Source organism: Bradyrhizobium sp. SZCCHNR3119, assembly GCF_032487775.1.
In the GTDB taxonomy this organism is placed as follows: domain Bacteria; phylum Pseudomonadota; class Alphaproteobacteria; order Rhizobiales; family Xanthobacteraceae; genus Bradyrhizobium.
Map to the genome: position 1 here is coordinate 5,731,911 of NZ_JAUEUV010000001.1, position 12,112 is coordinate 5,744,022.

At 63.5% G+C, this 12,112-nt stretch carries 11 protein-coding genes; 9 read left to right on the plus strand and 2 right to left on the minus strand.

All coding sequences use genetic code 11. From position 1 onward, the window contains the following. Nucleotides 1-16: 16 nt before the first annotated feature. On the minus strand, nucleotides 17-1,129 hold the full coding sequence (locus tag QX034_RS26440) for a LacI family DNA-binding transcriptional regulator (protein ID WP_315745392.1): 1,113 nt from the start codon (nucleotides 1,127-1,129) through the stop codon (nucleotides 17-19). 262 nt (nucleotides 1,130-1,391) lie between these two features. Between QX034_RS26440 and QX034_RS26445 the strand changes: the two genes are divergently transcribed. From QX034_RS26445 to QX034_RS26480, 8 genes are all read left to right on the plus strand, one after another. Further along, nucleotides 1,392-2,453 carry a sn-glycerol-3-phosphate ABC transporter ATP-binding protein UgpC gene (locus QX034_RS26445; protein WP_315745391.1) on the plus strand — a complete coding sequence of 354 codons (1,062 nt, stop codon included), beginning with the start codon at nucleotides 1,392-1,394 and terminating at the stop codon, nucleotides 2,451-2,453. A 67-nt stretch (nucleotides 2,454-2,520) separates the two neighbouring features. Then, nucleotides 2,521-3,843: an ABC transporter substrate-binding protein gene (locus QX034_RS26450; RefSeq protein WP_316196014.1), complete on the plus strand. Its 1,323-nt coding sequence runs from the start codon at nucleotides 2,521-2,523 to the stop codon at nucleotides 3,841-3,843. A 228-nt stretch (nucleotides 3,844-4,071) separates the two neighbouring features. Then, nucleotides 4,072-5,025 carry a sugar ABC transporter permease gene (locus QX034_RS26455; RefSeq protein ID WP_315766347.1) on the plus strand — a complete coding sequence of 318 codons (954 nt, stop codon included), beginning with the start codon at nucleotides 4,072-4,074 and terminating at the stop codon, nucleotides 5,023-5,025. Further along, nucleotides 5,022-5,942 (plus strand): carbohydrate ABC transporter permease, encoded by a 921-nt coding sequence (locus tag QX034_RS26460; RefSeq protein ID WP_315705276.1) that lies wholly within the window; start codon nucleotides 5,022-5,024, stop codon nucleotides 5,940-5,942. Before QX034_RS26455 ends, QX034_RS26460 begins: the two co-directional genes overlap by 4 nt. A gap of 124 nt (nucleotides 5,943-6,066) precedes the next feature. After that, entirely contained in the window at nucleotides 6,067-7,053 is a 987-nt protein-coding gene (gene denD / locus QX034_RS26465; protein ID WP_315766358.1) for a D-erythronate dehydrogenase, read from the plus strand. A gap of 30 nt (nucleotides 7,054-7,083) precedes the next feature. Then, a complete protein-coding gene (locus QX034_RS26470) occupies nucleotides 7,084-8,256 on the plus strand; it encodes an acetyl-CoA acetyltransferase (protein WP_315745389.1) in 1,173 nt (390 codons plus the stop codon). Between the two features lie 241 nt (nucleotides 8,257-8,497). Continuing rightward, a complete protein-coding gene (locus QX034_RS26475) occupies nucleotides 8,498-8,899 on the plus strand; it encodes a GNAT family N-acetyltransferase (protein ID WP_315705279.1) in 402 nt (133 codons plus the stop codon). A gap of 360 nt (nucleotides 8,900-9,259) precedes the next feature. Then, nucleotides 9,260-10,198: a metallophosphoesterase gene (locus QX034_RS26480; RefSeq protein WP_315705280.1), complete on the plus strand. Its 939-nt coding sequence runs from the start codon at nucleotides 9,260-9,262 to the stop codon at nucleotides 10,196-10,198. Here QX034_RS26480 and QX034_RS26485 read toward each other — a convergent pair. Continuing rightward, nucleotides 10,192-10,680, minus strand: coding sequence for a CDP-archaeol synthase (locus tag QX034_RS26485; protein WP_316184834.1), 489 nt, complete (start codon nucleotides 10,678-10,680; stop codon nucleotides 10,192-10,194). The genes QX034_RS26480 and QX034_RS26485 overlap by 7 nt on opposite strands. Nucleotides 10,681-10,902: 222 nt before the next feature. Here QX034_RS26485 and QX034_RS26490 point away from each other — a divergent pair, with 222 nt between their 5' ends. Then, on the plus strand, nucleotides 10,903-12,111 hold the full coding sequence (locus tag QX034_RS26490; protein ID WP_316168243.1) for a CoA transferase: 1,209 nt from the start codon (nucleotides 10,903-10,905) through the stop codon (nucleotides 12,109-12,111). Nucleotide 12,112: the final 1 nt, after the last annotated feature.

Genomic DNA, 12,112 nt, shown 5'->3' on the forward strand with positions numbered 1-12,112 from the left:
GGACGACGTGTTTCGTTCAAGTCTGTTCTAAGCCCGGGTATTTGATTGCGCTACCATTTTGTTCCGTCGCGCCGGCCTGCGCAGGACTGCAGATCGTTGGCCGCACGTGCAAGGTCGAACTCTGTCGCTGCATGACCTCGAAGCCGAGATCGACGACGCGCGGGTCCGGCGCGCGTCCTTCGATGGCATCAACGATCATGGTGGCCGCGCGGTTGCCCATCTCGTAGCGATTGGTGCGGACGCTGCTCAGCGTCGGGACGGCAGCCGCCATGAACTCCATGTCGTTGAAGCCGACGATCGCCATCTGATCGGGGATCGCGATGTGCCGGCGCTGGCATTCGAACATCACGCCCATGGCGAGGTCGTCATTGGCGCAGAACACGGCATCGATCTCCGGCGCCCTGGCGATCAGGTCTGAGAACAGGCTGCCGCCGAGCGTCACCGATGTCGGCGCGGTCGTGGTGACGATCAGGCGCGGATCGAGCAGGGCGGCATCTTTCATCGCCTTCTGATACCCCTGTAGCCGCCGCTGCACCCTGGGGTCCATGCGTGCGCCGACGAAGCCGATGCGGCGACAGCCCTGGTCGAGAAGGTGCGAAATTGCCCCATAGCAGGCGTCGACGTGGGAAAAACCGATCATCATGTCGATCGGCTCGGAGCCGAGCTCCATGATCTGGACCACGGGACAGTCGGCCGCCTCGATGATCGACCGGCTGTCCGCAGTCTGGTCGATGCCGGTCACGATCAGCCCGGCGGGCTTCTGCATCAGAAACAGCCGCAGCAGGCGCTCTTCCTGCAGCACGCTGTAGCGGGTGTTGGCGAGCTGGATGCTGTAACGGCTGCCCTCGAACGCGTCATAGATGCCGCGCAGGACGTCCGAGAACACGTTGTTGGTGAGGGAGGGGATCAGCGCGCCGATCACCTCGGTGCGCTGCGAGGCCAGGGCCCGCGCGGCAAGGTTCGGCACGTAGCCGAGTTCCTTGGCGGCGCTTTCGATGCGGACGCGCCGGCGCGGCGATACCGTCTGCGGATTGCGGAAGAAACGTGACACGGTGATCGGGCTGACGCCCGCAAGCTCCGCGACTTCGGTCAGCCGCACTTTGCCGTGCTTGATCCGTTTCCGTCCCATGGATCGCTCATAAGCATCGGCGGTCCGGCTGACAAGCGGATATTGACAGCGCTATCACGCGGTTGCTAATCGAACCATTGCTAAAGCCGGATAAACTGCCGACAATACCCGCCGAATTCGGGTGCAGTCCGGACGCGGCGAGCACGACAAAACGAATAACAAGAACAAAAACAACAAGAACAACAAAAGCGACCGAGAACAAGAACGGCAGGAACGCCGGCGGCACGCAGCAAAAAGCTGCCGGTCATCGAGGAGGAAATTGATGTCGTCTGTGAATATTCGCGACGTGCGGAAATCGTTCGGCGGGTTCGAGGTCCTGCACGGCGTGACCATCCCGATCGAGGACGGCGAGTTCGTCGTGCTGGTCGGTCCTTCCGGCTGCGGCAAGTCGACGCTGCTGCGCATGCTCGCCGGCCTCGAGAACATCACCTCCGGCACCATTTCGATCGGCGAGCGCGTCGTCAACAACGTCCAGCCCAAAGAGCGGGACATCGCGATGGTGTTCCAGAACTACGCGCTCTATCCGCACATGACGGTCGCCGACAATATGGGCTTCTCGCTGAAGCTGCGCGGCGCCAAGCCCGAAGACATCAAGCGTGGCGTTGCGCGTGCGGCCGAGATTTTGGCTCTCACTCCGCTGCTCGACCGCTATCCGCGCCAGCTCTCCGGCGGCCAGCGCCAGCGCGTCGCCATGGGGCGCGCCATCGTCCGCGATCCGCAGGTGTTTCTGTTCGACGAGCCGCTCTCCAACCTCGATGCCAAGCTGCGCGTCGCCATGCGCACCGAGATCAAGGAGCTGCACCAGCGGCTGAAGACCACGACCGTCTACGTGACCCACGACCAGATCGAGGCCATGACCATGGCCGACAAAATCGTAGTGATGCATGACGGCATCGTCGAGCAGATGGGATCGCCGCTCGATCTCTACGACAAGCCGGATAACCAGTTCGTCGCCGGCTTCATCGGCTCGCCGGCGATGAACTTCCTCAACGGACATCTGAAGTCCAACGGATCGGCCTATGTCGAGACCGACAATGGCGCCAAGCTGCCGCTGATGACCGCGCCCACGGCCTCGGATGGGCGTCCGGTGGTCTATGGCGTCCGGCCGGAGCATCTCGAACTCGCCAGCGACGGGATCGAAGCCGAGGTGGTCGTTGTCGAGCCGACGGGGTCGGAGACCCAGATCGTCGCCCGTATCGGCACCCAGGACATCATCGCGGTATTTCGCGATCGCCACGAGGTCAATCCCGGCGAGAAGATCCATCTGCGTCCGCGCGCGTCGGCGGCGCATCTGTTCGACAAGGATAACGGCCGGAGGATTTAGCCGCCTGCCGTTCGACGCGAACGACAACAACAAACAATCAAAATATTGAAATGGGAGAAAACTTCAGATGGCAGATTTCCTGACCGACCGGCGCTCGCTGCTCAAGGGCGGCGCGACCATGCTGGCCGCCGCTGCGACCATGTCCAGCGAACAGCTGCTCGGCTATGCCAAGGCCTGGGCGCAGAGCTCGCCGTGGAAGCCGGAAGCGGGTGCCAAGATCAACCTGTTGCGCTGGAAGCGCTTCGTCGAGGCCGAGGACGTGGCCTTCATGAAGATCGTCGATGCCTTCCAGAAGGCCAACAACGTCACGATCAACGTTTCCAACGAATCCTATGACGACATCCAGCCCAAGGCCTCGGTCGCGGCCAATACGGGGCAGGGGCTCGACATGGTCTGGGGCCTCTATTCGCTGCCGTTCCTGTTTCCGAGCAAATGCACCGACATGAGCGACGTCGCCGACCATCTCGGCAAGGTCGCCGACGGCTGGACCGACTCCGGCAAGGCCTATGGCATGCTCGACGGCAAATGGATCGGCATTCCGGTGGCCGCCACCGGCGGTCTCGTCAACTATCGCATCTCGGCGATGGAAAAGGCCGGTCACAAGGAATTCCCGAAGGACCTCGCGGGCTTTGCCGATCTCATCAAGGGCATGAACAAGAACGGCACGCCGGCCGGCATGGCTCTGGGCCACGCCTCGGGCGACGCCAATGGCTGGCTGCACTGGGCGCTGTGGGCCCATGGCGGCAATCTGATCGACAAGAACAACAAGGTCGTCATCAACTCGCCGGAGACGGCCAAGGCGCTGGAATACGTCAAGGGCCTGTACGACAATTTCGTCCCCGGCACCGCGTCCTGGAACGACTCGTCCAACAACAAGGCCTTTGTCGCCGGCCAGCTCTATCTGACGGTCAACGGCATCTCGATCTATGTCGCGGCGAAGAAGGACAATCCGCAGGTCGCCGAGGACATGAACCACGCGCATCTGCCGGCCGGTCTCGACGGCAAGACGCGCGAGCTGCATCTTGGCTTCCCGATCCTGGTCTACAACTTCACCAAATATCCGCAGACCTGCAAGGCGTTCACCGCGTTCCTGCTGGAGCCGGCGCAGTTCAACCCCTGGATCGAGGCGGCGCAGGGCTATCTGTCGCACTTCCTCAAGGCCTACGACGCCAACCCGATCTGGACTGCGGATCCGAAGAATACGCCATACCGCGACGTCGCGGCGACGGCGGTGACACCGGCCGGCGTTGGCAAGATGGGCGAGGGGCCGGCAGCGGCCATCGCCGACTTCGTCGTGGTCGACATGTTCGCGAACTACTGTACGGGACGCGAGGATGTGAAGACGGCGATGACCACGGCGGAGCGTTCGGCCAAACGTATCTTCCGCTGAGAACGTGACCTGGACGCTGGGTGGGCGTGACTCGCTTTGCCTGCCCTGCGTACGTGCTGTCATTCCGAGGGCGATGCGAGGCATCGGACCCGGGATCCCGAGGTGAGCGAGACGGCGTAGGGTGGGCAAAGGCGCGGAGCGCCATGCCCACCATCTACTCGACGGGACATATCGGTGGGCACGCTTCGCGTTGCCCACCCTACAGTTCAGATTGGAGCTGCACTGCGAATGAGTACCATTCAGACTTCACTGCCACGCGCCGCCGGCATCGGCGAGCCGTCCAGATGGTCGCGGCTGCAGACCAACCGCAACTTCATCGCACTGTGGTTCATGCTGCCGGCCGCGGCCTTCCTGATCCTGTTCCTGGCCTATCCGCTGGGGCTCGGCGTCTGGATGAGCTTCACCGACGAGAAGATCGGCCGTAGCGGCATCTTCATCGGGCTGGAGAACTATGAATGGCTGTGGGATGACGCGATCTTCTGGCTCGCGGTGTTCAACACGCTGCTTTACACCATCGTCGCGAGCGCGATCAAATTCGCGATCGGGCTGTATCTCGCGCTGCTTCTGAACCGGCGCATGCCGTTCAAGGCGATGATCCGCGCCATCGTGCTGATCCCCTTCATCGTGCCGACGGTGCTGTCGGCGATCGCGTTCTGGTGGATCTATGATGCGCAGTTCTCGATCATCTCCTGGTCGCTGATCAAGCTCGGCGTCATCAGCCACAACATCAACTTCCTCGGCGACGCCAACTGGGCGCGCGCCTCGGTCATCATCGCCAACATCTGGCGCGGCGTGCCGTTCGTGGCGATCACGCTGCTCGCGGGCCTGCAGACCGTGTCGCCCTCGCTCTACGAGGCGGCCACCCTCGATGGCGCCACCAATTGGCAGCGCTTCCGCTACATCACCTATCCGCTTCTTACCCCGATCATCGCGGTGGTGATGACGTTCTCGGTTCTGTTCACCTTCACCGACTTCCAGCTGATCTGGGCGCTCACTCGCGGCGGTCCGGTCAACGCGACGCATCTGATGGCGACGCTCAGCTATCAACGTGGCATCATCTCCGGGCGGTTAGGGGAGGGCGCCGCGATCGCAACCGCGATGATCCCGTTCTTGGTCGCCGCCATAGCGATCTCCTGGTTCGGCATGCAACGGCGCAAATGGCAGCAAGGAGCCGACCAATGACCGATACCACGCTGCAAACGAAGACCGCTGCTGCGGCTGCCGCTCTTGCAGCCTCCGACGACAGCGAGGGCATGAGCTATCTGGAGTCGTTGCCGCGACGGCTGGTGACGCTCTATCTGCCGCTGTTCATCATCCTGGTCGTGCTGCTGTTCCCGTTCTATTGGATGGGACTGACCTCGATCAAGCCGGACGAGCAGCTGATCGACATGAACACCTACAACCCGTTCTGGGTTGTGCATCCAACCTTCAAGCACATCTACAAGCTCCTGTTCGAGACGGAGTATCCGCGCTGGCTTTGGAACACGATGTATGTCGCTGTCGGCGCCACCACGCTGTCGATCATCGCCTCCGTGCTTGCAGCCTATGCGATCGTGCGTCTCCGTTTCAAAGGCGCCGATACGGTCGGCATCCTGATCTTCTTCGCCTACCTGGTGCCGCCGTCGATCCTGTTCATCCCGCTGGCCTCCGTGATCCAGGCCTATGGCCTGTTCGACTCGCCGCTATCGCTGATCCTGGTCTATCCGACGCTGCTGATCCCGTTCTCTACCTGGCTGTTGATGGGCTACTTCAAGACCATCCCCTTCGAGCTCGAGGAATGCGCGCTGATCGACGGCGCCAGCCGCTGGCAGATCCTGGTCAAGATCGTGGTGCCGCTCGCAGTGCCCGGGCTGATCTCGGCCTTCATCTTCTCGTTCACGCTGTGCTGGAACGAGTTCATCTATGCGCTGACCTTCCTGCAATCGACGCCGAACAAGACGGTGCCGGTCGCGATCGTCAACGAGTTCGTCGACGGCGACGTCTACAAATGGGGCTCGCTGATGGCCGGTGCCCTGGTCGGCTCGCTGCCGCTCGTGATCCTTTACGCCTTCTTCGTCGAGCATTATGTGTCGGCGATGACCGGCGCGGTGAAGGAGTAGGGCCGCTCTCGCAGCTGCCCCAGGGTGGGCAAGGCGAAGCGTGCCCCCACCACCTTCACGTGATCCCGCGGTGGGCACGGCGCTTTGCGCTTTTGTCCATCCTACGCATTAAGGAGTGACCTCTTTGCATATCCTGGTTCTGGGCGCGGCCGGCATGGTCGGCCGCAAATTGGTCGAGCGCTTGGTGCGCGACGGCCGCCTCGGCAGCGCTGAGATCAGCCGGCTGACCTTGCAGGATGTCGTGGCGCCAACCAAACCCGAAAAAGCGACGTGTCCGGTCGACATCGTCGCCGGCGACTTCGCCGTGCCCGGCTTTGCCGAGAAGCTCGTCGCTGCGCGTCCCGACGTGATCTTCCATCTCGCCGCGATCGTCTCCGGCGAAGCCGAGCTCGATTTCGATAAGGGCTATCGCATCAATCTCGACGGCACCCGGATGCTGTTCGACGCTATCAGATTGATCGGCGACGGCTACAAGCCGCGCCTGGTCTTCACCTCCTCGATCGCGGTGTTCGGGGCGCCGTTCCCGGAGGCGATCGGCGACGAATTCTTCCATACGCCGCTGTTGAGCTATGGCACCCAGAAGGCGATCGGCGAGCTGCTGCTGGCCGATTACACCCGCCGCGGCTTCTTCGATGGCGTCGGCATCCGTCTGCCGACCATCTGCATCCGGCCGGGGCTCCCCAACAAGGCGGCGTCCGGTTTCTTCTCCAACATCCTGCGCGAGCCGCTGGCGGGCAAGGAAGCCGTGCTGCCGGTGTCCGAGGATGTCCGCCATTGGCATGCGACGCCACGTTCGGCGGTCGGCTTCCTGCTGCATGCCGCGACCATGGACACCGCCAGGATCGGCCCGCGCCGCAACCTCACCATGCCCGGGCTCTCCGCCACAGTCGGCGAGCAGATTGCCGCGCTCAAGCGTGTCGCCGGAGAAAAGGTGGCGGCGCGGATCAAGCGCGTACCGGATCCCTTCATCATCGGCATCGTCGACGGCTGGCCGCGCAATTTCGAGGCCAGGCGCGCCCGCGAGCTTGGATTCACCACGGAAGAGCATAGCTTCGATGACATCATCCGTATTCACATCGAGGACGAACTCGGTGGTAAGTTCGTGGCCTGATCGCCTCGAAGAGAATTTAGGAGCAAGATGATGACAGCCAGCATCGTGGGATGGGCGCATACGCCGTTCGGCAAATTCGACGCCGAGACGGTGGAGAGCCTGGTGGTGAAGGTCGCCAATGAGGCGATGGCAGATGCCGGCATCGCCGCCGGCGACGTCGACGAGATCGTGCTCGGCCATTTCAACGCCGGCTTCTCGCCGCAGGACTTTACCGCCTCGCTGGTGCTGCAGGCCGATCCGGCGCTGCGCTTCAAGCCTGCGACGCGGGTGGAAAACGCCTGTGCGACGGGCTCAGCCGCCGTGCAGCAGGGCCTCCGCGCGATCCAGGCGGGGGCCGCGAAGATCGTGCTGGTGGTGGGCGTCGAGCAGATGACCCGCACGCCCGGACCCGAGATCGGCAAGAACCTGTTGAAGGCCTCGTATCTGCCTGAGGATGGCGACACGGTCGGCGGCTTCGCCGGCGTGTTCGGCAAGATCGCGCAAGGCTATTTCCAGAAGTATGGCGATCAGTCCGATGCGCTGGCGATGATCGCCGCCAAGAACCACAAGAACGGCGTCGCCAATCCTTACGCGCAGATGCGCAAGGACTTCGGCTTCGAGTTCTGTCGCTCCGAGAGTGAGAAGAATCCTTATGTCGCCGGCCCCCTGAAGCGCACCGACTGCTCGCTGGTGTCGGACGGCGCGGCTGCTTTGGTGCTCGCGGACGCGGAGACGGCCAAGAGCATGCGCAAGGCCGTGAACTTCCGTGCCACCGCGCATGCGCAGGATTTCCTGCCGATGTCGAAGCGCGACATCCTCGCATTCGAGGGCTGCACCGTGGCCTGGCAGCGCGCGCTGGAGAAGGCGGGCGTGAAGCTGGAAGATCTCTCCTTCGTCGAGACCCATGACTGCTTCACCGTGGCCGAGCTGATCGAATACGAAGCGATGGGCCTGACGCCGAAGGGGCAGGGCGCGCGCGCGATCAAGGAGGGCTGGACGCAGAAGGACGGCAAGCTGCCGGTCAATCCGTCGGGCGGCCTGAAGGCCAAGGGCCATCCGATCGGCGCCACCGGCGTCTCCATGCACGTGATGACCGCGATGCAGCTCTTGGGTCAGGCGCCGGAAGGCATGCAGCTGCCGAATGCGCAGCTCGGCGGCATCTTCAACATGGGCGGCGCCGCAGTGGCCAACTACGTCTCGATCCTGGAGCCGGCGAAGGCGTAAGCGGTCATCGCATCCGATAGAGGTCCCGGTGAAAGCCGGGACCATACTCCGTTGTGCCGCTCGCATGTCGGCCGGAGAGGGCGGTTTTAGGTCAGCGGCCAGCGGCCAAGTGGTCCGCGCGGCGTACGCATGACCGCGCGGGTTGCGCGACTTGTTCTGTCCCGTCAACGTCGCGAAAGCGCGGCGTCACCGGGCGCGCGCCGCCGCAGCGGGCCGGCATTGATCAGGTCAGGAGCCTCGTGTGGTCGAGCTGATCCCAATCTCGCATGTCCGCGCCGGCGATCCGTATGAAACCGATGTGCGGGAGCTTGTGAACGAGGCGTTTCCGGAGGGGGCTCCCGACGAGCTCGGCCAGTATTACGCGCGGCATGGCCACCCTCATGCGACGCTGCTCGTCCGATCCGATGAGCGGATCGTTGGTCATCTCGCGATCTACGAACGCCAGATCAGGTGTGGCGCCGAAGAGGTGACGGTCGGGCTCATAGGCGAGGTTGCAGTCGCAGCCTCACACCGCGGACGAGGGCACGCTCGCGCACTCGTCGACAACGCTCACGGCTATTTGCGCCAGCGGCAGATCCCGTTCTCGATCCTGTTCGCCTTTGGAGCCGCGCGTCTATGCCTCCAGCGGCTACAGGTTGATTGAGAACGAGACTCGGTTTCTCGGCAAGGACGGTACTTGGCAATCCGGCGTCTATCCGGGCAGCATGGTTGCCGAACTGATGGGACGGCGCTGGCCGAATCTGCAGGTCGATCTTTGCGGGCGACCGGTTTAGGCGACCTAGCCGAGGAGCAAGACGTGACGTGATCGTGTTCACGGCGGCTCGCGAGGTTCGGCCGTGGCCATTGCTGTCATTGACGGTGTTTCCCGTGGAGCCGTCAAGATGGAGCGCCGCATTTATTGGCCATGCCAAACCGACGCAAAGGTCGTATAGAGGAATGCAGTGACCCGTCGTCGGCGGTACGACTCTCGGGGGGCAAGTTGGGCGCTGATGAAGCCAGTCTGGTGAACCGTCTCGAGCAGCGCCTTGGCCGCTTGCATGCGCGCCAGCGGCTCGGCATCGAGGCGGACCACGAGGCCCAGATCTTCGGCCAGGGACTGAACTTCTTCCACTTGGAAAACTGGTATTCGGTCCATGCGGTGATCCGCGGCGTCTTCAAGCTCAGCGGGCTTTATTGGCGCGGATTGCGCAATGCGGCCGACGTGCGGGTCAGGATCACGGATCTCGGCTTCGCCGCGCTGCCGTCGGCGTTCGAGGGCTTCACACTGCTCCACATCAGCGATCTGCATGTCGACATGAACGAGCGCGCCATGCAGCGGATGATCGAGTTGTTGCCGACGCTCACCTATGACGTCTGCGTTCTGACCGGCGATTTTCGCGGCGCCACCTTCGGCCGGTTCGATCGCGTGCTCGAGGGCATGCAACGGATCTGCGCGGCGCTGAAGCCGCCGGTTTACGGTGTGCTCGGCAATCACGACACGATCCGGCTGGTCCCCGGTCTGGAGGACCTCGGGGTTCGGATGCTGCTGAACGAGTGCGAGACGATCGCGCGCGGCGATGAGCGCATCTACCTCTGCGGCATCGACGATGCCCATTTCTATCGCGTCGACAATATCGAGAAGGCCGCCTCCGACATCCCGCCGGCGAGCTTCACGATCCTGCTGTCGCATACGCCGGAAATCTATCGTCAGGCGGCGCACGCCGGTTTCGACCTGCTGCTCGGCGGGCATACCCATGGCGGGCAGATCTGCTTGCCGGGCTCCGTTCCGATCACGCTGGATTCCGCGCTGCCGCGCCGGCTCGGATCGGGTGTGTGGAGATATCATGACATGACCGGTTACACTTCGGTCGGCGTCGGATCGTCGGTGGTTCCGATCCGGCTCAACTGCCCGCCCGAGATCACCTTGCATCGGCTGCATCGCAGCGTCCCGCGCGATCAATAGGGCCGGTCGCGTATCTTCAGCCAGAACAGCAGGCGCGAGAGCACGATCTCGCCAACGAGGAAGATGCCGGCCACAGCGGCGACGTCGGCAGCCGTCAGATCGAGCTCGTACCAGCACAGTAGCGTCGGCAACAGCGATTCTGGGATCTGGTCGAGGCCGGTGGCCCGGCTGCTCGACCTCAGTCCAAGCCGGCGCTTGACGAAGCTCGAGAACAGATCGCCGGCCATGGCGGCGGCGCCCACCAGAAATCCCGTGCTCACGTCGAGACCGAGCAGCAGCGCAGCGACGCCAGTCGTCACGATGGACAGCACCAGTCCGCGCACCGTCTTCGATTCACCGAGCAGCGGCCGCCCGTCGAGGAAGCGGCAGCCGCCATCGAGCGGCCAGGACCAGCGCTCGCCCATGATGAGCTTGGCGATGACCGGTACGCCGTTCGCGACAGTGAGCAGCGTGAGCAGTTTGACGACGATCGTAATCTGCATTGGATGACTGGCCGGTTCTGCCGATGCTTTAGCATTGGCGCCTCGGCATTCAAATGACAGCGGTTGATCACGGCCGCGGACGGCGACGCCGCCCATGCCTTTCTCAGGTTCAGGCCAGGTGACGACCAGTCTCGGCGCATAGCCCCATACGCCGGCCGAGCTTGATCTCGTCGCCGCGCTGCCGTTAGCTCGCAGCAACGAACAGAGGGAGCCGACGCCGCCATGGGACCGCTTGCGGGCATCAAGGTCATCGACATGACCACCGTGTTGATGGGGCCTTATGCCACCCAGATGCTCGGCGATTACGGTGCCGATGTCATCAAGGTGGAATCGCCCGAGGGCGACGTCACCCGATTGATCGGACCGACCAGGCATCCCGGCATGGGTCCGGTCTATCTCAACACCAACCGCAGCAAGCGTTCGATCTGCCTCGACCTGAAGAAGCCCGCGGGGCGTGAGGCGGTGCTGCGCCTCATCGAGAATGCCGACGTGCTGGTCTACAACGTCCGGCCGCAGGCGATGGCGCGCCTGGAACTCGGTTATGATGTCGTCTCGAAGATCAATCCGCGGCTGATCTATGCCGGCGTGTTCGGCTTCGGCCAGGACGGGCCCTATGCGGCCAAGCCTGCTTATGACGATCTGATCCAGGGCGGCGCGGGGCTGGCGCATCTGATGGCGGTCGCAGGCGACGGCACGCCGCGCTATGTGCCGAACGCGCTGGTCGATCGCATCGTGGGCCTCACCGCGGTCGGGGCGATCTGCGCGAGCCTCGTGCATCGCGATCGCACCGGCCGCGGCCAGCGGCTCGATATCCCGATGTTCGAGACCATGGCGAGCTTCGTCATGGGCGACCATATGGGCGGGCTGACCTACGAGCCGCCGCTCGACAAGGGCGGCTATGCGCGGCATCTGTCGCGCGACCGCCGGCCTTACAAAACTGCCGACGGGTATATCTGCGTGATCGTCTACAATGACAAGCAGTGGAATGCCTTCTTCGACGGCGCGGGCCGCGAGGATCTGCGCCACGATCCTCGCTTTGCGACCTTCGCCGGGCGCGCCGCCAACATCGATGTCGTCTATGCCGAGCTCGCGCGCATCTTCCTGACCCGCACGACGGCCGAATGGACCGAGCTGCTCACGAAGGCGGACGTACCGGTCATGCCGATGCACGATCTGACCAGCATTCTTGACGACCCGCATCTCGTTGCGACCGACTTCTTTCACGTCGTCGATCATCCGACCGAAGGTCCGATCCGCAGCATGCGAGTGTCGGCGAACTGGTCGGAGACCAGGGCGGAGCCAGCGCGGTTAGCGCCCCGGCTCAACGAGCATGGCGAGGCCATCCTGCGCGAGGCCGGATTTTCGTCCGACGCGATTGCCGCCATGGTCCGCGACGGCGTGACGACGCCGTCACCCGCAAAGAAGGACTGAC

Bases quoted from the DNA above. Each gene is read 5' to 3' on its own strand.
- QX034_RS26440 (WP_315745392.1), bottom strand. From the start codon at position 1,129: ATGGGACGGAAACGGATCAAGCACGGCAAAGTGCGGCTGACCGAAGTC.
- QX034_RS26445 (WP_315745391.1), top strand. From the start codon at position 1,392: ATGTCGTCTGTGAATATTCGCGACGTGCGGAAATCGTTCGGCGGGTTC.
- QX034_RS26450 (WP_316196014.1), top strand. From the start codon at position 2,521: ATGGCAGATTTCCTGACCGACCGGCGCTCGCTGCTCAAGGGCGGCGCG.
- QX034_RS26455 (WP_315766347.1), top strand. From the start codon at position 4,072: ATGAGTACCATTCAGACTTCACTGCCACGCGCCGCCGGCATCGGCGAG.
- QX034_RS26460 (WP_315705276.1), top strand. From the start codon at position 5,022: ATGACCGATACCACGCTGCAAACGAAGACCGCTGCTGCGGCTGCCGCT.
- QX034_RS26470 (WP_315745389.1), top strand. From the start codon at position 7,084: ATGACAGCCAGCATCGTGGGATGGGCGCATACGCCGTTCGGCAAATTC.
- QX034_RS26485 (WP_316184834.1), bottom strand. From the start codon at position 10,680: ATGCAGATTACGATCGTCGTCAAACTGCTCACGCTGCTCACTGTCGCG.
- QX034_RS26490 (WP_316168243.1), top strand. From the start codon at position 10,903: ATGGGACCGCTTGCGGGCATCAAGGTCATCGACATGACCACCGTGTTG.